Origin of the sequence: Dechloromonas sp. ZY10 (assembly GCF_041378895.1) — a bacterium.
GTDB lineage: Bacteria > Pseudomonadota > Gammaproteobacteria > Burkholderiales > Rhodocyclaceae > Azonexus > Azonexus aquae.
In genome coordinates, this window is the sequence record NZ_CP144212.1 from 3,289,460 (window position 1) to 3,309,144 (window position 19,685).

Below are 19,685 nucleotides of genomic sequence, written 5' to 3' on the forward strand. Positions count from 1 at the left end.
CTTCAACGTTAGATAATACTACCTAGTTGGACGCCCCCAAGAGTTTGCCAAGTGCTCAAAAAGATCAAAACAGAAGACCTGACGCTCGGCATGCACCTGCATGCCTTTTGCGGTTCCTACCTCGACCACCCGTTCTGGCGCACCCGCTTCGTTCTCGAGGACCCCAAGGACCTGGCGCAGATCAAGGACTGTCCGGTGCGCGAGGTGTGGATCGATTCCGCGAAAGGCCTCGATATCGCCGCCGAACTCTCCTCAGACGAGGTCGAGGAACTTCCGCCGCCGCCCCCCGCTCCCGCCGCCATCGAAAAATCCTCGATGGGAGACGAAATCAAGCGTGCCTCGAAGATTGTCGCCAAAGGCCGCGAAGCGGTCGTTTCAATGTTCCAGGAAGCTCGCATGGGCAAGGCCATCGAGGCCGAGGCCGCCGCGCCGCTGGTCGAAGAAATTTCCAACTCGGTGCTGCGCAACCCAGGGGCCCTGATCAGTCTGGCCCGCCTGAAGACCGCCGACGATTACACCTACATGCATTCCGTCGCGGTCTGCGCGCTGATGATCGCCCTCGCCCGCCAACTCGGCCTCGATGAGCAACAGACCCGCGAGGCAGGGATGGCCGGCCTGTTGCACGACCTGGGCAAGGCGATGATTCCGAACGAAATCCTCAACAAGCCGGGCAAGCTGACCGACGAAGAATTTGCCATCGTCAAGACCCACCCGGCCGAGGGCCACAAGTTGCTGCTCGAAGGCAAGGGCATCAGTGAAGTCACCAAGGACGTCTGCCTGCACCACCACGAAAAGGTCGATGGCAGCGGCTACCCCAAGGGTCTGAACAGCGAAACGATGAGCCTGTTCGCCAAGATGGGGGCCGTTTGCGACGTCTACGACGCGATCACCTCGACCCGCCCGTACAAGGCCGGCTGGGACCCGGCCGAGTCGATCAAGCGGATGGCCGAATGGAAGGGACATTTCGACCCGGCGGTATTCCAGGCTTTCGTCAAGAGCCTCGGCATCTACCCGACCGGCTCGCTGGTCCGGCTGGCCTCGGGCAAGCTCGGCGTGGTCATCGAGCAGGGTGAGAAATCCCTGCTGACGCCGAAGGTCAAGGTGTTCTACTCGACCAAGTCGCAAGCCTATATCCCGCCCGAGGTGGTCGACCTGGCGCGCAGCCCGGAGAAGATCGCCGGCCGCGAGGAGGCAAGCAAATGGGGAATCAAGGACATCGACCGGTACTGGGTCGGCGAGGCCGGTTGACGACGCTTGCTGCCGGCCGGCAAAAAACCGGTTTATAATCCAAAACTTCCGAGGGGCGCTGCAGGGCGGACAAAAACGTTCGCCCCAGGCTCGGTGCAAAAACGGCGCTCACCCGATCATTGTTCCAATCCGTGCCGGGCACGGGGCAGCATACGGGTGGGCACGTCATTCGAGCCTCTCTTTTTGCCCCGTTCCGGCCACACAGTTCAATCGAAGGAGCTCGCTGTGGCTGAATTCAAAGACTACGTCATCGCTGACATCGCCCTTGCCGACTGGGGTCGCAAGGAAATCAAGATCGCCGAAGGTGAAATGCCGGGCCTGATGGCCATTCGCGAAGAATTCGCGAAGACTCAGCCGCTCAAGGGCGCGCGCATCACCGGCTCGCTGCACATGACCATCCAGACCGCCGTGCTGATCGAGACGCTGACCGCGCTCGGCGCCGAAGTCCGCTGGGCCTCGTGCAACATCTTCTCGACGCAGGACCATGCGGCTGCCGCCATCGCCGCCGCCAACATCCCGGTCTTTGCCGTCAAGGGCGAAACCCTGGTCGACTACTGGGATTACACCCACCGCATCTTCGAATGGGCCGACGGTGGCTATTCGAACATGATCCTCGACGACGGTGGCGATGCCACCCTGCTGCTGCACCTCGGTGCCAAGGCCGAAAAGGACATCTCCGTGCTGGCGAAGCCGGGCTCCGAAGAAGAAACCATCCTCTTTGCCGCAATCAAGGCCAAGCTGGCCGTCGATCCCACCTGGTACTCGGTGCGTCTGGCCCAGATCAAGGGCGTGACCGAAGAAACCACCACCGGCGTCCATCGCCTGTACCAGATGCACGCCCGTGGCGACCTCAAGTTCCCGGCGATCAACGTCAACGACTCCGTCACCAAGTCGAAGTTCGACAACCTTTACGGCTGCCGCGAATCGCTGGTTGACGGCATCAAGCGCGCCACCGACGTCATGGTTGCCGGCAAGATCGCCGTCGTCTGCGGCTACGGCGACGTGGGCAAAGGCTCGGCGCAAGCCCTGCGCGCTCTGTCGGCACAAGTCTGGGTCACTGAAATCGACCCGATCTGCGCCCTGCAGGCCGCGATGGAAGGCTATCGCGTCGTGACCATGGAATACGCCGCCGACAAGGCCGACATCTTCGTCACCACTACCGGCAACTTCCACGTCATCCAGCACGACCACATGGTCAAGATGAAGAACAACGCCATCGTCTGCAACATCGGCCACTTCGACAACGAAATCGACGTTGCTTCGCTGGAACAGTACCAGTGGGAAGAAATCAAGCCGCAGGTCGATCACGTTATCTTCCCGGACGGCAAGCGCATCATCCTGCTCGCCAAGGGCCGCCTGGTGAACCTCGGCTGCGCCACCGGCCATCCGTCCTACGTGATGTCCTCGTCCTTCGCCAACCAGACCATCGCCCAGATCGAGCTGTTCACCAAGACCGGCGAATACCCGGTCGGCGTGTACACGCTGCCCAAGCATCTGGACGAGAAGGTCGCCCGCCTGCAACTGAAGACGCTCAACGTGCAACTGACGACGCTGACGCAGCAGCAGGCCGACTACATCGGCGTGCCGGTGGAAGGTCCGTACAAGGCCGATCACTACCGCTATTGATCTGGCGGCCGGCGGTCGGCGCTTAGGGGAAGAGTTCAATTCTTCCCTTCTCTATTCATCGCTGACCGCCAACACCTGACAACCCACATGAGCATGAACTCCTTCCACGCCCGGCAAGGCAAGCCGCGCGACGAAAAACCGGCGAAAAAACCGGTCGACCGTGGCGGCATGCTGCGCGCCGATGCCTTGCTCGTCCAGCAAGGCCTGGCCACATCGCGCACCGCTGCGCAGCGCCTGATCGAAGCCGGCCGGGTGCTGCTCGACGGCACCGTGCTCAACAAGGCCGCGCTGTCGTTGCCGCCGGACGCCGCGCTCAGCGTGGTCGCCGACGCCGACGACCGCTACGTCTCGCGCGGCGGCCTCAAGCTGGCCGGGGCGCTGACAGAAAGCGGAATGCGCGTGGCGGGGCTCCGCTGCCTCGACGTTGGGCAATCGACCGGCGGCTTTTCCGACTGCCTGCTGCAGGCCGGTGCGGCGCAGGTGGTCGGAGTCGATGTCGGCCACGGTCAACTGCACCCACGGCTGAAAACCGAGCCGCGCCTGACTGCAATCGAAGGCGTCAATTGCCGCCATCTGAGCCCGGCCGATCTCGGCCCGGCGCTCCCTCCCGGCGGCTTCGACCGGATCGTCGGCGACGTCTCGTTCATCTCGCTGACGCTGATCCTGCCGCAACTGCCGCCGCTGCTGGCCGCCGACGGCGAAATGCTGCTGCTGGTCAAACCGCAGTTCGAGGTCGGCCCCGGCAATCTTGGCAAAGGCGGCATCGTCCGCGACCCGGCGCTCTACGCCGAAGTTGAGCAGAAGCTCCGCGATTTTGCGCAAAATCTCGGGTTGACCGTAAAAGCCTGGCTGAACAGCCCGATTGCGGGCGGCGACGGCAACCGTGAATTCTTCATCTGGCTGAACCAATGAAAACCGAAATCTCCATCGAATTCTTCCCGCCGCAGACGCCCGAAGGCATCGAAAAACTGCGCGCGACGCGCCAGAAGCTGGCGGAACTCAAGCCCGAGTTCTTCTCGGTCACCTACGGTGCCGGCGGCTCGACCCGCGAGCGCACCTTCGCCGTGGTCAAGGAAATCGCCGCCGAAGGCTTCGACGCCGCACCGCACCTCTCGTGCATCGGCTCCAGCCGCGAGTCGATCCGCGAAATCCTGGCTGAATACAAGGAGGCCGGCATCCGCCGCATCGTCGCCCTGCGCGGCGACCTGCCCTCGGGTATGGCCGAAACCGGTGAATTCCGCTACGCCAACGAACTGGTCGAATTCATCCGTGCCGAAACCGGCGACCACTTCAGCCTCGAAGTCGCCGCCTACCCGGAGTGGCACCCCCAGGCCAAGAGCCCGAAGGATGACCTCGAAGCCTTCGCGCGCAAGGTCAAGGCTGGTGCCAACTCGGCGATCACGCAGTACTTCTACAACGCCGACGCCTATTTCCATTTTGTGGATGAAGCCCGCGCCCTCGGCGTCGACGTGCCGATCACCCCCGGGATCATGCCCATCGTCGGCTTCACCAAGCTGGCCCGCTTCTCGGACGCCTGCGGCGCTGACATCCCGCGCTGGATGCGCAAGAAGTTCGAAAGCTTCGGCGACGACAGCGACTCAATCCGCGCCTTCGGCCTCGACGTGGTCACCGAACTCTGCGAACGCCTGCTCCAGGGCGGCGCCCCCGGCCTCCACTTCTATTGCATGAACCAGGCCGCACTGACCACCGAAATCTGCCGCCGCCTCGGCTGAAAAGGCTGATTTCCACGGTCGACCGTGGCAGAAAGTAAAAAGCCCATCGCTGCCGATGGGCTTTTTACTTTCTGCCCGGCCAAACCATCTCGCGCCAACGATAAAGCGCGACTGCAAGCACGGATAGAACCAGGCGCAGCGATACCAGCCGACAGCCACCCAGAAACGACACGGGAGCGCAGGGGCAAGCAAACAGGAGGCGGGGGGGAATACTGGGGGAGGAAATGGAGCGGCAGAAGAGTCTCGAACTCTCGACCTATACCTTGGCAAGGTATCGCTCTACCAACTGAGCTACTGCCGCTTCGTGGTTGCGGGGACAGGACTTGAACCTGTGACCTTCGGGTTATGAGCCCGACGAGCTGCCAACTGCTCCACCCCGCGCCCGATGGCTGCCTGCAAGCACAGGCAAACCGAGAACACGCTGGTGCGTCCCAACGGAATCGAACCGCTGACCTCCACGATGTCAACGTGGCGCTCTAACCAACTGAGCTAGGGACGCATCCCGTCGCAGCCAACTGCGCTACGACTTAAAAGCAAAGGCCCCGTTGACCGGGGCCAGATGCTTGAATCTGTGGTTGCGGGGACAGGACTTGAACCTGTGACCTTCGGGTTATGAGCCCGACGAGCTGCCAACTGCTCCACCCCGCGCCCGATTGGCGCGCTGCACTTTTACAACAACGCTCCAGATAAACTGGAGCGGCAGAAGAGTCTCGAACTCTCGACCTATACCTTGGCAAGGTATCGCTCTACCAACTGAGCTACTGCCGCTTTGTACTGCTTGAACCGGCTTCAGCCGATTACCAAATCCTGGTGGGGCGTCACAGATTCGAACTGTGGACCTACGGATTAAGAGTCCGCTGCTCTACCAACTGAGCTAACGCCCCATTTCCGCAAGCTTGGTGGGTCGGGCGAGATTCGAACTCGCGACCAACGGATTAAAAGTCCGCTGCTCTACCGACTGAGCTACCGACCCATGCCGCCGGAAAGCAAGCATTATAGACAGACCACAGGGGCGAGTCAACACTTTCTGACGCATTTTCTCAAAAACTGCGAGAAACCCATCGCGACAAGCTCGCTGCAGCAAATAGAAACGGCGCGCCCAGCCATCGCCAGAGCACGCCGTTAGTAGTCGCAACCGGCAAATTCCGCTTTTTGCACGGTTGACCGTAGTCGAGTCGCTTAACGGTTCTTGAACACCGGCTTGCGTTTTTCGACGAAGGCAGACATCCCTTCCTTCTGGTCTTCCAGCGCGAAGGCCGAATGGAAGGTGCGGCGCTCGAAGAGCAAGCCCTCGTTGAGCGAGGACTCGTAGGCACGATTGACCGACTCCTTGATCATCATGATCACCGGCAGCGAGAAGCCGGCAATGGTCTGCGCCGCCTTGAGGGTGTCTTCGAGCAGTTGCTCGGCCGGGATCACGCGCGCGACCAGGCCGCTCTTCTCGGCTTCGGCTGCGTCCATCATGCGGGCCGTCAGGCACAAGTCCATCGCCTTGGCCTTGCCGACCGCGCGCGGCAGGCGCTGCGTACCGCCGGCACCGGGCATGGTGCCGAGCTTGATTTCGGGCTGGCCGAACTTGGCGGTATCGGCGGCAAAGATCATGTCGCACATCATCGCCATTTCACAGCCACCGCCGAGCGCGAAGCCGGCCACCGCTGCGATCACCGGCTTGCGGGCGGTCTTGATCCGCTCCCAGTTGCGGGTAATGAAGTCGGTTTTGTAGGCGTGCATGTAATCGAAGTCCTTCATGAAGCCGATATCGGCCCCGGCAGCAAAGGCCTTTTCGCTGCCGGTCAGCACGATGCACCCGATGTTTTCGTCGGCCTCGAAGGTATCGACAGCGGCGGCAATACCATCCACCACATCGTTATTCAGCGCATTCAGGGCTTCCGGACGGTTGATGCGAATCAGGCCCACTTTGCCGTGGACTTCGGTTAAAACGACTTGCGTCATCTGTGTGTTCTCCAAAAAAAAGGCCGCCCGAGGTTGCCCCCGGCGGCCCAAGTCGAATGATTTCTGTTATTGGACCAGCGACCAGTCACCGTTCTTGATTTCGAGCAGGCGGAATGCCGAAAGATCAAGACCCATGTGATCGGTGGCCGACATATTAACGACTCCACCGGTACCGATGTAGCCCTTGGTCGCCTCAATCGCATCGCGAACCTTGGCCTTGTCGGTCGAACCGGCACGCTTGATGGCATCGACAGCGATCATCAGACCATCGTAAGCGTGGCCACCGAAGGCCGACACATCGGTCTTCCACTTCTCTTCAAAGGCTTTGCTGTAGCCGACCACGACCGGCTTCTGCGGGTCCTTGTTGTCCAGCTTGTTGGCCACCAGCAGTGCCGAGGCCGGCAGGCGAACCCCCTCGGCGGCCGGGCCGGCGAGCTTGATGAACTCTTCGGATGCGACGCCGTGCGACTGATACAGCGGCAAGCTCATGCCGAGTTGCTTGAAGTTCTTGGTCACAATCGCAGGCCCCTGTCCCAGACCGAAAACGAACAAGGCCTGCACCCCGGCGGTGTTCTTGATCTTGGTCAGCTGCGGGCTCATGTCGGTATCCTTGGGGCCATAAGTCTCACTGGCGACCAGGGTAATCCCGTATTTGGCGGCAACAGCTTCGGTTTCCTTCTTGCCCGACTGGCCAAAGCCGGAGGTCTCGGAAAGCAGGGCAACCTTGGTCAGGCCACGCTTCTTCATGTCTTCGAAAACCTTCTCGGCTGCCATACGGTCGGTATGCGGGGTCTTGAAGACGTGCTTCTTGACCGGCTCAACGATAACCACGGCACCGGCCAGGGAAATGAAGGGAACCCCCGCCTTCTCGACCAGTGGAACCATCGACATGGTTGCGCCGGTGGTGGTGCCGCCCACCATCACATCGACTTTGTCATCGTCGATCAGGCGCTTGGCAAAACCGTTGGCCTTGTTGGCATCGCTACCATCGTCATAATGCACCAGCTGCAGCGGCCGGCCGATCACGCCGCCCTTCTTGTTGATTTCCTCGACGTACTGCTGCAGCGTCTTCAGCTCCGGGTCGCCCAGAAAAGCGGCCGGACCGGTGACTGACAGGACCGAGCCGATCTTGATCGGATCAGCAGCAATGGCACCAAAGGCACCCAGCACCAGGGCGGCGCCGGCAACAAGCTTCTTGATGGTCTGCTTCATGGGGTTGTCTCCTCCGTTAAGATATTAGTATTTCGGATTATGTAACGAATTCCGAAAAAATGAAATGCAAGATCAAATCCGCTCAATCACCATCGCAATTCCCTGCCCGACGCCGATACACATGGTGCACAAGGCGTAACGACCGTTGCGCCGCTGCAGTTCGTATAAGGCAGTCGTCACGAGACGGGCGCCGCTCATCCCGAGGGGATGCCCCATCGCAATCGCTCCGCCATTGGGATTCACGTGGGGCGCATCGTCGGCCAGACCGAGGTCGCGCAGCACAGCCAGTGCTTGTGCAGCAAAAGCCTCATTGAGTTCGATCACATCCATTTGCTCAAGCCGCAAGCCGGTCTGCGCCAAGACCTTGCGCACCGCTGGGGCCGGACCAAAGCCCATGATCCTCGGTGCCAGGCCGGCACTCGCCATGCCGACCACGCGGGCGCGCGGCGTCAGGCCGTACTTGCCGGCGGCAGCTTCAGAGGCAATCAGCAAGGCGCAAGCGCCATCATTGACCCCGGAGGCATTGCCGGCGGTCACCGTCAGCTCCGGGCCATTGACGCCCTTGAGCTTGGCCAGCTGCGCCAGCGTCGTTTCCGGGCGCGGGTGTTCGTCACGGTCGACCACCAGCGGCTCGCCTTTTTTCTGCGGGATCAGCACCGGAGTCAATTCATCGGCAAAACGTCCTGCCGCATCGGCCGCCGCCCAGCGCTGCTGGCTGCGCAGCGCGAAGGCGTCCTGGTCGGCACGGTTGATACTGAACTCTTCGGCGACGTTATCGGCCGTCTGCGGCATCGAATGCGTGTCGTAGAGCTTTTTCATCAGCGGATTGGGGAAGCGCCAACCGATGGTCGTGTCATAGATCGAGGCCTGGCGCGACCAGGCAGTTTCCGCCTTGCCCATCACGAACGGTGCCCGCGACATGCTCTCGACCCCACCGGCCAACATCAGCGAAGTCTCGCCGGCCTTGATCGAGCGGGCGGCCAGCCCGACCGCGTCCATTCCCGAGCCACACAGGCGGTTGACCGTGGTGCCCGGCACCTCGACCGGCAGGCCGGCCAGCAGGCCGGACATCCGGGCGACGTTACGGTTGTCCTCACCGGCCTGGTTGGCGCAGCCGTAGATGATGTCCTCGACGGCCGCCCAGTCCACCTGCGGATTGCGCTCGATCAGCGCCTTGAGCGGAATGGCGCCGAGATCGTCGGCCCGCACCCCGGCCAGGGCACCACCGTAACGGCCAATCGGAGTACGAATCGCGTCACAGATAAAAGCTTGAGTCATGAGTTGCTAGTCCTTGGTTATTAGCCGAAAGGCAGCCAGTCGTCAGCGGGCAAGGGCCTGGCCCCACCCGGCAAAACAACTAGCAACCAACTACTGTTGCTTGGGCCGCTCGTCGAGAACGCGGCGGGCCTTGCCGACCTGGGTACGCGGAATCGAATCGAATTCCATCACCGTCACCCGGGTGGTGACGCCGATAATTGTCTTGATCCGGTGCTGCAGCTCCTTACCCACCGCCTGTACCTGCTCCGGCGTCAAGGCACTGGACTGGGCACTCTGCAACTCACAACGCACTTCGAGGTTGTCGAGATGCCCATCGCGGGTCACCACCACCTGATAATTCCCGCTCAGACGCGGGTCGCGCAGGATCTGCTCCTCAATCTGGGTTGGGAACACATTGACCCCGCGAATGATCAGCATGTCGTCGGAACGCCCGGTGATCTTGTCGATGCGACGGAAGGCGCGGGCAGTCGGCGGCAGCAGACGGGTCAGGTCACGGGTGCGGTAGCGGATGACCGGGAAGGCTTCCTTGGTCAGCGAGGTGAACACCAGTTCCCCTTCTTCGCCATCGGGCAGGACTTCGCCGGTTTCCGGATCGATGATTTCCGGATAGAAGTGGTCTTCCCAGATCACCGGGCCGTCCTTGGTCTCGATGCACTCGTTGGCCACCCCCGGCCCCATCACTTCGGTCAGACCATAGATGTCGATCGCGTCGATCCCGAGCTTGCGCTCGATTTCGGCGCGCATGCCCTGCCCCCAGGGTTCGGCACCAAAAATGCCGACTTTCAGCGAGATTTCCTCGGGGGAGATACCCAACCGCTCGAACTCTTCGGCGATTACCAGCGAATATGACGGCGTGACCATGATCGCATCCGGCTTGAAATCCATGATCTGCTGCACCTGCTTCTCGGTCTGGCCGCCGGACATCGGCACCGCGATGCAGCCGGCACGCTCAATCCCGTAATGCGCCCCCAGACCGCCGGTGAACATTCCGTAGCCGTAGGCGTTGTGCACCATGTCACCGGGACGCAGGCCGGAAGCGCGCAACGAGCGGGCGACGACGTTGGCCCAGTGATCCAGGTCATTCTTGGTGTAACCAACCACCACCGGCTTGCCAGTGGTGCCGCTCGATGCATGCAGGCGGGCCAGCTTGTTGCGCGGTACGGCAAACAGCCCGAAGGGATAGTGATCGCGCAGGTCGGTCTTGGTCATGAACGGGAACTTGGCCAGATCCTCTAGGCGCTGCAGATCGTCCGGATGCACGCCCTTGGCGATGCACTTCTGGCGGTACGGCTCGACGTTATCGTAGGTATGGCGCACCGACCATTTCAGGCGCTCCAGCTGCAAGGCCGAAATCTCGTCGCGGCTGGCGGTTTCGATCGGCTCCAGGTCGCCGGGTAGGGGCTTCTTGACGGGCATGTTTGTCTCCTCTGCGTTATCTGATGTGTTTTATTTGGCGTCCGCTGCTTGCAGGCCGGCAATCACCTCGCCGCTGATGCGGTAAGACTTGCCCCGGAACAGCGCCACGGTCCGCCCGCCGGCAATGCGCACGGTGACGTCGTAGACGCCGGTGCGCCCGGCCGCCGATTGCTCGACGGCCTCGGCCTCAAGCAACTCGCCCTCTTTGGCCGGGGCGAGAAAGTCGATATGGCAGGCCGAAGCCACCGTATTGCGGTTGTAGCTGTTGCAGGCGTAGGCAAAGGCGGTATCGGCCAGGCTGAAGATCATCCCGCCATGGCAGATGTGGTGACCATTGACCATGTCGCGGCGTACCGGCATGGTCAGCAGTGCGGCACCGGGCTGAACACGGACGATGGCGATCCCCAGCGCCTGCGCCGCGTGGTCACGCGACCACATCGCCTTGGCGGTTTCGTCGGCCAGCGCCTGCGCGGCGAGGGGGTCGAGTGGAGCATCAGTCATGAATCTTTCTTCCGGCAAATACCGCTTGGTGCAGCAAGGGCGAAATACGGTAGCGATCTTCGCCATAGCTGTCGGCGAGATTGGCCAGCACGTCACGCACTGCGGCGACGCCGATCTGGTCCGCCCAGGCCAGCGGCCCTTGCGGATAATTGACGCCGAGACGCATCGCCTGGTCGGCACCGGCGGCGCTGCATACCCCTTGATTGACTGCATCAGCCGCCTCGTTGGCGAGCATCGCCACTGTTCGCATCACGGCCAGGCCGGGAACGTCGGCAAAGCGCGAGACCTGGAAACCCGCTGCCTGCAACAAGCCCACCGCAGCATTAACCGCTGCCATCTCGGCTTGGGTTGCGGCGGCCAGGGCCAGCCGGGTGGACTTGGCATAGTCCAGGGCGAGGTCGAGCAGCACGCAATTGCCGATACCGGTTTCGGCAGCTCGGCGGGTCGCGCTGCGCCCGTCGGTCACATAGAGCACGGCACCGTCGGCTTCGGCAACCCGGCCGTCGGCGCTCACCTGCTGCGTGTAAGCCACGCCGGCAGCGGCCAAACGGGCGGCCAAGGCATTGGCCACGGTAGACGTGCCACAAATGGTGATTTTGCCCGGGACGGGCTGGGCAGCTTCGCTCGCGGCAACCGGTTTGGCGGCGCCTTCGCGGTAGTCGTAGAAACCGCGTCCGTTCTTGCGGCCATAGAACCCGGCATCGACCAGTTCCTGCTGCAGCAACGACGGCAAAAAGCGCTGGTCGTTGTAGAACGCCCGCCAGACCGAGTTGGTCACCGCAAAATTGACGTCGTGCCCGATCATGTCCATCAGCTCGAACGGCCCCATGCGGAAACCGCCGGCCTCGCGGCAGCAGGCGTCGATGGTCGCGTAGTCGGCCGCGCCTTCCTGCGCCAGGCGCAGGGCCTCGGCGTAATACGGGCGGGCGACGCGATTGACGATGAAACCCGGTGTCGACTTGGCATGCACTGGGGTTTTGCCCCAGGCGGCCGCAGTCGCAAATAAGGTCTCCGCCACTGCGCGCTCGGTGGCCAGACCGGAAACGATCTCGACCAGCGCCATCAACGGTGCGGGATTGAAAAAGTGCAAGCCAGCCAGCCGTTCCGGGCGCTTGAGCGCGGCGCCGATGGCGGTGACCGAAATCGACGAGGTATTGGTGCCGAAAATGCAGTCGGCGCCAACGATGACTTCAAGATCGGCGTAGAGCTTCTGCTTGGCTTCGAGGTTTTCGACAATCGCCTCGACCACCAGTGCGCAATCGGCAAGTTCGGCCAGTTCGCTGACCGGTTGCAGCCGTGCGCCAGCCGCAGCGGCGGCTTCCACGGTCAACTTGCCTTTTTCGGCCATTTTCGCGAACTGGGCGCGAATGCCTTCGACGGCTTTTTCGGCTGCGCCCGGACGGTTATCGAGCAGCTTGACCGGATGCCCGGCCTGGGCCGCGACCTGGGCGATCCCGGCGCCCATCGCACCGGTTCCGACCACCGCAACCACGGCCTCCGGCGCCAACGGATTGGCGTGCGTCATGCTCATTCTCCGGTGAATTGCGGTGCGCGCTTTTCCATGAAGGCGGCGACGCCTTCTGCGTAATCCGGCGACCAGCCGAGTTCGCGCATGAAGCTGCCCTCGAAGGACAATTGCTGCTCCAGCGTGTGACCCAGACCGGCGTGCATCGCCTGACGGGTACGCACCAGCGCTTTGGTCGGTGCCGTCGCCAGTTGTGCAGCCAGCGCATCGATACGGGCGGCAAAGGCCTCGTCCTCGACGCATTCCCAGATCAGGCCCCACTGCGCGGCCTTTTCCGCCGGCAGCTTGTCGGCGAGCAGCGCCAGGCCCATCGCCCGCGCCATGCCCACCCGTTGCGGCAGGAACCAGGTGCCGCCGGTATCGGGGATCAGGCCGATCTTGGAAAACGCCTGCAGGAAGGAGGCCGACTTGGTCGCCACCACCAGATCGCAGGCCAGCGCTACCGACGCACCGGCGCCGGCGGCGATGCCGTTCACTGCGGCGATGGTCGGCACGCGCAGGTTCTGCAGACGCAGCACCAAAGGCTTGTAGTTGCGCTCGACGGTGTTACCGATGTCGGGCATCTTGCCTTCCTTGATCTGCATCGCGCGGTCGCCGAGGTCCTGGCCGGCGGAGAAGCCACGTCCGGCCCCGCTCAACACCAGCACGCGGGCAGCGGCAGCTTCGCCGCGACCGGACTGGATCGCATCCAGCGCATCGCGCAGTTCGGCGTGCATGGCATCGGTAAAACTGTTCAGCTTGTCGGGACGATTGAGGGTCAGGCGGGCAATGCCGCCCTCGACGGTGAATTGAATATTTTCGTAGTTCATGTTCTCTGTCCGGGGGCTGGGCGGTTGCCGGCAGGGCCGCAACCGCCCACGGGATTAGACGTGGTAGCGACGCTGGACGACACGGAAGCGGTTGGCGACGAAGGCCGAGTCGGCATACGAGGCATTCGCTGCCGGGTTGCCGCCGGTACCGTGGTAATCGGAGAAAGCTGCCGACTGGTTCACGAACACGCCGCCGGTCAGGTTGATCGAGAGCGCGACCTTGGAGCGCCAGGTAGCCTCGGTCATCGCTTCGATCACCGCTTCACTGGTCGAGTAGAGGCCGGCCGTCAGCGCGCCGTGGGTGCTGACGATGCGCTCGGACAAGGCAATCGCCGCCGCCGTGTCGGCAACCTTGACGATGAAGCTGATCGGGCCGAAGCGCTCTTCCATGTAGGCGGCTTCGTCAGCCGCATCGCAGGCGAGCAGCACCGGGGTGCGTACTTCGGCCTGCGGGAACTCCGGGTTCTCCAGCTTGCTCGACGCCAGGACCACCTTGCCCAATGAACCGCTGTCAGCCTCGACGATCCGCTTCAGGGTATCGGCCGACTGCACCGCGCCGAGCACGGCGTGCGCCACTTCCGGCTTGGCCAGGAAGCCGCTGACCGCCTGCGCCAGATCGGCACAGAATTCGTCGTAGGACTTGTGCCCCTGGTCGGTCTCGATGCCACCAGCCGGCACGAACAGTGCCTGCGAGGTGGTGCACATCTGGCCCGAGTACAGCGCCAGGGTGAAGGCCAGATTGCCGAGCATGCGCTTGTAGCTGTCAGTCGAGTCGACCACGATGTTGTTGACCCCGGCCAGTTCGGCATAAACCTGCGCCTGGCGGCAGTTGTCGATCAGCCACTGACCGAAGACGTTGCCGCCGGTGAAGTCGATCGACTTGACCTTGGCATGCGTCACCAGCTTCTGCGTGGTGGCGCGGTCGTTGGCGACCGCCAGCGTGACCAGGTTGGCATCGAGGCCGTTTTCAGCCAGTACGGCACGGATGGTGCGCACCGTGATCGCCGCCGGCAGGATGGCGTTGCTGTGCGGCTTGACGATCACCGCATTGCCGGTTGCCAGCGCGGCGAACAGACCAGGATAGGTATTCCAGGTCGGGAAGGTGCCGCAACCGACGACCACGCCGATACCGCGCCCGACGACTTCGAAGTGTTTTTTCAGGACCAGCGGCGGATTTTTGCCCTGCGGCTTTTCCCAGACCGTTTCGGCCGGCACGAAAGCCTGCTCGCGGTAGGCATAAGCCACCGCCTCCAGGCCGCGATCCTGGGCGTGCGGAGCACCGGCCTGGAAGGCCATCATCCAGCCCTGGCCGGTGGTCATCATCACTGCATGCGCCAGCTCAAAACTCTGCTGATTCAAGCGCTGCAGGATTTCGAGACAGACACCGGCCCGGCCGTCGGCGCCGATTCTCTGCCAACCGCCCATCGCAGCCTCGCCGGCGGCAATCAGCGCCTCGATGTCGCACACCGGGTATTGCACGCCCAGTTCAACGCCGTAAGGCGACTTTTCACCGCCGTGCCAATCCTTCTGTCCCGGCTGCCCAAGTTCGAAACGCTGCCCGAGATGGGCTTCGTAAGCCTTTTTGCCGTCTTCCGGCGCAGTTTCGCCATAGAGCTTGGGGCTCGGCATCTCGGGATATGCGGACCAGTAGCCACGGCTGGCGATCGCGCTCAAGGCGCCATCGAGGGTCGCGCGATGCTTTTCGAGCAGCGGATGGGACATGAACAACCTCCTCGGGGGAAATACGTTTTTATGGGAACAGGCAAATCGCTTCTGTCAGATGTCACGTTACGAAGTAATGCAATTACTGTCAATACAATGTATCACTACAAGGCATGACGGACAACATTCTACAAAGAGGAAATAATTCCGACAACAAAGTATTTACTTATAAAAAACATACAACTAACCAACCAACAATCAGCAGATTTTGCGGAATTTTTTTTCTACAAACCAGTGGCCGCTTTCAAAAAAACCAACATCTGATACAAAAAGTATTGACAATTTGCCGCGCGGTGTAACATGATTCACCTCGAGGCGACGCACCCGGTGCGAGCGACCGTAACCCGACCCAATCAGGAGGAGACTGAGAGATGGCTAGCAACAAGGAAAAATTTGCCGACAAGATGGAATTCCCGCCGGAAACCGTTCAGCCGAACGTCTATCCGCTGTCCTGGCATTCGCACACCAAGAAACTGCAGGAAGTCTGGGAAGCCGCCCTGCGCGAGAACTGGGACCCGGAAAAGCTGCCCTGGGACACCCTGGACGTCGACAGCTACTCTTGGGAAGAGCGTGAATCCATCGCCTATTGGTGGACCCTGCTGTCGGTCTTCGACGCCTCCGCCCCCCCGGTGTTTGCCGAAGCGCTGATCAAGACCTATGAAGTGCATGAAGAAGACCCGGTGCGCAAGTGCTTCTTCTCGGTCACCCGCGACGAACAGAACCACGAAATCATGTGCGGTCTGGCCATCACCAAACTGCTCGGCCATTCCGACCCGCTGACCTACCAGCCGAAGACCGAACTCGGCAAGCGCCTGCAGAAGAACGCCCAGTGGCTGTACTTCAACGGCGGCCGTTACTGGACCGGCTACAAGCAGGCCGTACCCAAGTATGACTTGGCGGTATTGTTCAGCTCCTTCCTGATGGGCGAAATCGCTGCCGCGACCATCTTCAAGCAGATGTACGACAACTCCCGCGAAGCCGTCTTCAAGGAAGGCTTCAAGAACATCGGCCGCGACGAAGGCCGCCACATGGCGATCTGCATGGCCGTGATGGAGCGCGACTACCCGAAAATGGGCCCGGAAAACAAGGCCGTGATCACCAAGCAGATCCGCGCTGGCTACCTGTTCCTGTCGGCCGTCCTGTTCGAGCCGCCGATGGAATTCTGGGACCTGCCCGCCGACTTCATCGCCAACCAGCGCGAAGCCGAGGAAGTTGCCCGTGCCGCCGGTTTTGGCATCCCGACCTACGAAGCCAAGAAGGAAAACTGGCGCAACGCGATCATCAACCTGAAGGGCGTGCTGGATCGCTTCAACATTCCGTTCCCGGCGATCCCGGAAGTCGGCATCACCGGCCAGGAAATTTCCGATCTCGAAATGGAAGACATCATCCCGGTCTTCTAATATTCCGCACTGATCCTGCCATGGCCGGCACACCTCCGGGTGTGCCGGCTTTGCCGCAACAGAGAAACCACTAACAATAAGGGGAAGAGCAATGGCTCGTATCGTGATGCAACCCTCAGGCAAATCGGTCGAATGCGCTTATGGCGACACCGTGCTGATGGCACTGGAAAAAGCAGGTTATGCCCTGCCCAACAACTGCCGTGCCGGCGCCTGCGGCGAGTGCAAGGTCAAGGTCACCTCCGGCCAGTTCGATCAGGGCATGGTGCTCGACATGGCGCTCTCGCAGGACGAGCGGAAACAAGGCTACGGCCTGATGTGCATGGCCAAGCCGATTTCCGACGAGTTGACCATCGAATGGGGCACCGAGGACGCCAAGCCCAAACTCTTCCCACCGCGTGAAGATGCCCTGTTTGTCGTGATCGACAAGAAGTCAGTCGCCGCCCGCGTCGTCGAACTGCGCCTGCGTCCGGTCGGCCAGCCGATCCGCTATTGGCCCGGGCAATACGTCACCCTAGGCAATCCGCGCGAGAACATTCCCGCCCGCGCCTACTCGATTTCCAACCCGCCCCGCCCGGATGGCGAACTGGTGCTGCAGATTGCCCGTGCCGAAGACGGCGTTACCAGCAACTGGGTGCACGACACGCTGCAAATCGGCGATAACGTCAAGATTTCGGGCGCCTACGGTACTTTTATCGGCGACCCGTCGGTCGACACTCCAGTCCTTTGCCTTGCAGCCGGCACCGGTCTGGCACCGATTCTTGCCCTGGCCGAAGCTGCATTGCGCCGGGGTTTCAAGAAGCCGGTGGCAATGGTCGTCTCGGCACGCAGCCGGGCAGACGTCTACAGCCAGGGGATGATGGCCTGGTGGCGCACCAAGCACCGCAACTTCGACTACAAGATCACTCTGACCCGCGAGGAAGCCGAAGGTTATCTGGCCGGAAGAATCGGTACGGTCCTGCCGAAGCTGTTCCCGGATCTGTCAAAACACACCATCTTTGCTGCCGGCAGCCCGGAATTTGTCGATGCCTGCGTCGCCGCCGTCAAACAACTCGGCGCCAAGGATGAGCTGATCCATGTAGAAGGTTTCTTCGCCCAGCAACAACCCGTCGTGGCCGACGACGACCATTTGCTGAAGCTTTAAGCGGAGACGCGACTGTTCAGGGGGGCATGAAATGGGTAACATGCGCGGTTTGCCCGCTGCGACTCATTTCGTGATCCCGTCCGTCAAACAGCGGCTGGACGACTTCCGGCAACAGAAGCGCGTTCAGGCCGGCTCCCTGATCATTTCCGCCTTTGGCGACGCCGTCGTGCCACGCGGCGGCCGCATCTGGCTGGGCAGCCTGATCCGCCTGCTGGAACCGCTCGAACTCAACGAACGCCTGATTCGCACCTCGGTCTTCCGCCTGGCCAAGGAGGAGTGGCTGCGCACCGAAAGCGTTGGCCGGCGGGCCGATTACGTCCTGACCCATTCCGGCAGAAGACGCTTCGACGAAGCCTCGCGGCATATTTATGCATCGCACTCCCCGCTCTGGGACCGCCGGTGGCGGCTGATCCTGTCGGTTGGCGAACTCGACGCCCGCGACCGGGAAAAACTGAAACGCGCCCTGTTCTGGCAAGGCTTCGGCGCCCTGGGCAACGAGTGCTTCGTACATCCCAGCGCCGACCTCACCGCCGCTTTTGACGCTCTGGTCGCGGAAGGACTGGGCGAATTACTCGACCGCTTGATGCCGCTGTTGGCGGTCGACTCCCGTGCCGGCCTGTCGGCCAACGATGCCGATCTGGTGCGCCGAGCCTGGGACCTGGAAGAACTGGGCGAAGCCTATGCCGGTTTTGTCGCGACCTATCTGCCGATTCTCGCCGAGCTACGCCAGGAACGGGAGGCCGGCATTGGCGAGGAAGACGCTTTCCTGGTCCGCCTGCTACTGATCCACGACTACCGCCGCCTGCTGCTGCGCGACCCTGAACTCCCCGATGTCCTACTGCCCAGCGACTGGCCGGGTCAGAAAGCCCGCCTGCTCTGCCGCGAGCTCTACCGGCGCCTGGCCGGCGCCTCGGAAAGCCATCTCGACCGCGTGTTGCAACTCGCCGATGGCAGCACGCCGACCTACGACCCCGCCTACAACGAACGCTTCCCCCAGGACGACCCGCTGCCTGGCGGAAACCAATCCCTGCCGCCAGAGCGCTAAGGCTCCTTGCGCGCGGCAATCGCCTGCTCGGCCAGCCCCACCAGTTCAGCGCCAATGGTTTTCCGCCACTTGTCGTAAACAGGACGAGTCGCCTGAACAAACGCAGCACGCTGGGCAGCTGTCAGGTGGGTCACACTCACCCCGGCAGCTTCCAGTTGCCGCCACTGGCTGGCATCGTGTCCCATCAGTCCGCGTCTGGCACGTTCAATGTTTTCGCGCGCAGCCTGCTGCGCAGCTTGGCGTACGATCTGCCGATCCGATACCGACCAACCTGCCCATACCTGCGGATTGACAACAAAAATCAGCGGATCGGCAACATAGCGCCAGGCTGTCAGGTAACGCTGCCCGACTCGAAGCATATTCGATGCCAGATACACCGAAAGCGGATTTTCCTGTCCATCAACCACGCCCTCAACCAGTGCCGGCTGGGCATCGACCCAACTCATCAGCATCGGGCGCGCCTTCAGCGCATTGAAAATATCGACAAACACCGGGGAACCCACAACCCGGAATTTCATGCCTTTCATGTCGGCCGGCAGGGCAATCGGCTTGCGCGAATTGGACAACTCACGGAAACCGTTCTCCCCCCAGGCAAGCGGAATCACGCCATTCTTCTCGAGCACGGCGAATAATTCTCGCCCTACCGCCCCCTGGGTCAAGGCGTCAATTGCCTTATGGTCAGGCAGCAGGAAGGGCAGAGAGAACAAATTCAATTCCTTGACCTGCGGCGACCAGTTGATGGTCGACCCAACCGCCAGATCGATCACCCCTTGCTGGATCGATGGAAACTCCCGGGTCTGGTCCCCCCCGACCAGCGAGGCACCCGTGTATAACCGGATGTTGATGCGCCCCTGCGTTTGCTCGCGCACCAACTCTGCCCAACGCTCGGCCGCCTGTCCCCAGGGAAATCCACTCCCCAGCACGCAGGAAAGGCGATACTCGGAACGGTAACTCTGCGCAGCTGCCTGGGGAATGACCAGTACCGCAGCACACACCAACAGCAAACGCGTCAAATGAAGCAGCATGACAACCTCGGTGCGGGCCAAGGCAGTCTTGCCCGCAGCATCAATAATTAT

The 19,685-nt window shown here is 61.9% G+C and carries 16 protein-coding genes, 7 tRNA genes and 1 riboswitch; of the genes, 7 read left to right on the plus strand and 16 right to left on the minus strand.

The window, feature by feature from the left end:
• Nucleotides 1–51 precede the first annotated feature (51 nt).
• From VX159_RS15020 to metF, 4 genes are all read left to right on the plus strand, one after another.
• Nucleotides 52–1,248 carry an HD-GYP domain-containing protein gene (locus VX159_RS15020; RefSeq protein ID WP_371323683.1) on the plus strand — a complete coding sequence of 399 codons (1,197 nt, stop codon included), beginning with the start codon at nucleotides 52–54 and terminating at the stop codon, nucleotides 1,246–1,248.
• 45 nt (nucleotides 1,249–1,293) lie between these two features.
• A riboswitch (S-adenosyl-L-homocysteine riboswitch) is annotated at nucleotides 1,294–1,365 on the plus strand.
• A gap of 108 nt (nucleotides 1,366–1,473) precedes the next feature.
• Nucleotides 1,474–2,874 (plus strand): adenosylhomocysteinase, encoded by a 1,401-nt coding sequence (ahcY, locus tag VX159_RS15025; protein WP_371323684.1) that lies wholly within the window; start codon nucleotides 1,474–1,476, stop codon nucleotides 2,872–2,874.
• Nucleotides 2,875–2,961: 87 nt separating this feature from the next.
• Nucleotides 2,962–3,786: a TlyA family RNA methyltransferase gene (locus VX159_RS15030; protein ID WP_371323685.1), complete on the plus strand. Its 825-nt coding sequence runs from the start codon at nucleotides 2,962–2,964 to the stop codon at nucleotides 3,784–3,786.
• Nucleotides 3,783–4,607 carry a methylenetetrahydrofolate reductase [NAD(P)H] gene (metF, locus tag VX159_RS15035; RefSeq protein ID WP_371323686.1) on the plus strand — a complete coding sequence of 275 codons (825 nt, stop codon included), beginning with the start codon at nucleotides 3,783–3,785 and terminating at the stop codon, nucleotides 4,605–4,607. The genes VX159_RS15030 and metF overlap by 4 nt, the downstream gene beginning before the upstream one ends.
• 225 nt (nucleotides 4,608–4,832) lie before the next feature.
• Here metF and VX159_RS15040 read toward each other — a convergent pair.
• The 15 genes from VX159_RS15040 to paaN form a co-directional block, all read right to left on the minus strand.
• Nucleotides 4,833–4,908 (minus strand) — tRNA-Gly (locus tag VX159_RS15040).
• A 4-nt stretch (nucleotides 4,909–4,912) separates the two neighbouring features.
• Nucleotides 4,913–4,988, minus strand: a tRNA-Met gene (locus tag VX159_RS15045).
• A 41-nt stretch (nucleotides 4,989–5,029) separates the two neighbouring features.
• Nucleotides 5,030–5,106: transfer RNA gene (locus VX159_RS15050), tRNA-Val, on the minus strand.
• Nucleotides 5,107–5,179: 73 nt separating this feature from the next.
• A tRNA-Met gene (locus VX159_RS15055) sits at nucleotides 5,180–5,255 on the minus strand.
• 44 nt (nucleotides 5,256–5,299) lie between these two features.
• Nucleotides 5,300–5,375: transfer RNA gene (locus tag VX159_RS15060), tRNA-Gly, on the minus strand.
• Between the two features lie 40 nt (nucleotides 5,376–5,415).
• Nucleotides 5,416–5,491: transfer RNA gene (locus VX159_RS15065), tRNA-Lys, on the minus strand.
• Nucleotides 5,492–5,504: 13 nt separating this feature from the next.
• Nucleotides 5,505–5,580, minus strand: a tRNA-Lys gene (locus VX159_RS15070).
• 206 nt (nucleotides 5,581–5,786) lie between these two features.
• The gene (locus tag VX159_RS15075) at nucleotides 5,787–6,560 is read right to left on the minus strand and encodes an enoyl-CoA hydratase (RefSeq protein ID WP_371323687.1); all 774 of its coding nucleotides are present in this window, start codon (nucleotides 6,558–6,560) and stop codon (nucleotides 5,787–5,789) included.
• A 66-nt stretch (nucleotides 6,561–6,626) separates the two neighbouring features.
• Nucleotides 6,627–7,772, minus strand: a complete 1,146-nt coding sequence (locus VX159_RS15080; RefSeq protein ID WP_371323688.1) for an ABC transporter substrate-binding protein — start codon at nucleotides 7,770–7,772, stop codon at nucleotides 6,627–6,629.
• Nucleotides 7,773–7,844: 72 nt separating this feature from the next.
• Nucleotides 7,845–9,050, minus strand: coding sequence for a 3-oxoadipyl-CoA thiolase (pcaF, locus tag VX159_RS15085; protein ID WP_371323689.1), 1,206 nt, complete (start codon nucleotides 9,048–9,050; stop codon nucleotides 7,845–7,847).
• A gap of 90 nt (nucleotides 9,051–9,140) precedes the next feature.
• Nucleotides 9,141–10,466, minus strand: coding sequence for a phenylacetate--CoA ligase PaaK (gene paaK / locus VX159_RS15090; RefSeq protein WP_371323690.1), 1,326 nt, complete (start codon nucleotides 10,464–10,466; stop codon nucleotides 9,141–9,143).
• Between the two features lie 30 nt (nucleotides 10,467–10,496).
• Nucleotides 10,497–10,967, minus strand: coding sequence for a hydroxyphenylacetyl-CoA thioesterase PaaI (gene paaI, locus VX159_RS15095; RefSeq protein WP_371323691.1), 471 nt, complete (start codon nucleotides 10,965–10,967; stop codon nucleotides 10,497–10,499).
• The gene (paaH, locus tag VX159_RS15100) at nucleotides 10,960–12,492 is read right to left on the minus strand and encodes a 3-hydroxyacyl-CoA dehydrogenase PaaH (RefSeq protein WP_371323692.1); all 1,533 of its coding nucleotides are present in this window, start codon (nucleotides 12,490–12,492) and stop codon (nucleotides 10,960–10,962) included. Before paaH ends, paaI begins: the two co-directional genes overlap by 8 nt.
• Nucleotides 12,493–12,494: 2 nt before the next feature.
• Nucleotides 12,495–13,301, minus strand: a complete 807-nt coding sequence (gene paaG, locus VX159_RS15105) for a 2-(1,2-epoxy-1,2-dihydrophenyl)acetyl-CoA isomerase PaaG (RefSeq protein ID WP_371323693.1) — start codon at nucleotides 13,299–13,301, stop codon at nucleotides 12,495–12,497.
• A 54-nt stretch (nucleotides 13,302–13,355) separates the two neighbouring features.
• Nucleotides 13,356–15,023, minus strand: coding sequence for a phenylacetic acid degradation protein PaaN (gene paaN / locus VX159_RS15110; RefSeq protein WP_371323694.1), 1,668 nt, complete (start codon nucleotides 15,021–15,023; stop codon nucleotides 13,356–13,358).
• Nucleotides 15,024–15,394: 371 nt separating this feature from the next.
• Between paaN and VX159_RS15115 the strand changes: the two genes are divergently transcribed.
• The 3 genes from VX159_RS15115 (at nucleotide 15,395) to paaX (ending at nucleotide 18,609) form a co-directional block, all read left to right on the plus strand.
• Nucleotides 15,395–16,423, plus strand: a complete 1,029-nt coding sequence (locus VX159_RS15115; RefSeq protein WP_371323695.1) for a hypothetical protein — start codon at nucleotides 15,395–15,397, stop codon at nucleotides 16,421–16,423.
• Between the two features lie 91 nt (nucleotides 16,424–16,514).
• Nucleotides 16,515–17,564, plus strand: a complete 1,050-nt coding sequence (locus VX159_RS15120; RefSeq protein ID WP_371323696.1) for a 2Fe-2S iron-sulfur cluster-binding protein — start codon at nucleotides 16,515–16,517, stop codon at nucleotides 17,562–17,564.
• A 40-nt stretch (nucleotides 17,565–17,604) separates the two neighbouring features.
• Nucleotides 17,605–18,609 (plus strand): phenylacetic acid degradation operon negative regulatory protein PaaX, encoded by a 1,005-nt coding sequence (paaX, locus tag VX159_RS15125; protein WP_371323697.1) that lies wholly within the window; start codon nucleotides 17,605–17,607, stop codon nucleotides 18,607–18,609.
• On the opposite strand, the gene dctP is transcribed toward paaX, so the two are convergent.
• Nucleotides 18,606–19,634, minus strand: coding sequence for a TRAP transporter substrate-binding protein DctP (gene dctP, locus VX159_RS15130; RefSeq protein ID WP_371323698.1), 1,029 nt, complete (start codon nucleotides 19,632–19,634; stop codon nucleotides 18,606–18,608). The genes paaX and dctP overlap by 4 nt on opposite strands.
• Between the last annotated feature and the right edge of the window lie 51 nt (nucleotides 19,635–19,685).

Bases quoted from the DNA above. Each gene is read 5' to 3' on its own strand.
- paaX (WP_371323697.1), top strand. From the start codon at position 17,605: ATGCGCGGTTTGCCCGCTGCGACTCATTTCGTGATCCCGTCCGTCAAA.
- paaN (WP_371323694.1), bottom strand. From the start codon at position 15,023: ATGTCCCATCCGCTGCTCGAAAAGCATCGCGCGACCCTCGATGGCGCC.
- paaI (WP_371323691.1), bottom strand. From the start codon at position 10,967: ATGACTGATGCTCCACTCGACCCCCTCGCCGCGCAGGCGCTGGCCGAC.
- VX159_RS15115 (WP_371323695.1), top strand. From the start codon at position 15,395: ATGGCTAGCAACAAGGAAAAATTTGCCGACAAGATGGAATTCCCGCCG.
- VX159_RS15120 (WP_371323696.1), top strand. From the start codon at position 16,515: ATGGCTCGTATCGTGATGCAACCCTCAGGCAAATCGGTCGAATGCGCT.
- pcaF (WP_371323689.1), bottom strand. From the start codon at position 9,050: ATGACTCAAGCTTTTATCTGTGACGCGATTCGTACTCCGATTGGCCGT.
- paaK (WP_371323690.1), bottom strand. From the start codon at position 10,466: ATGCCCGTCAAGAAGCCCCTACCCGGCGACCTGGAGCCGATCGAAACC.
- VX159_RS15080 (WP_371323688.1), bottom strand. From the start codon at position 7,772: ATGAAGCAGACCATCAAGAAGCTTGTTGCCGGCGCCGCCCTGGTGCTG.
- paaG (WP_371323693.1), bottom strand. From the start codon at position 13,301: ATGAACTACGAAAATATTCAATTCACCGTCGAGGGCGGCATTGCCCGC.
- paaH (WP_371323692.1), bottom strand. From the start codon at position 12,492: ATGACGCACGCCAATCCGTTGGCGCCGGAGGCCGTGGTTGCGGTGGTC.
- metF (WP_371323686.1), top strand. From the start codon at position 3,783: ATGAAAACCGAAATCTCCATCGAATTCTTCCCGCCGCAGACGCCCGAA.
- VX159_RS15075 (WP_371323687.1), bottom strand. From the start codon at position 6,560: ATGACGCAAGTCGTTTTAACCGAAGTCCACGGCAAAGTGGGCCTGATT.
- dctP (WP_371323698.1), bottom strand. From the start codon at position 19,634: ATGCTGCTTCATTTGACGCGTTTGCTGTTGGTGTGTGCTGCGGTACTG.
- VX159_RS15030 (WP_371323685.1), top strand. From the start codon at position 2,962: ATGAGCATGAACTCCTTCCACGCCCGGCAAGGCAAGCCGCGCGACGAA.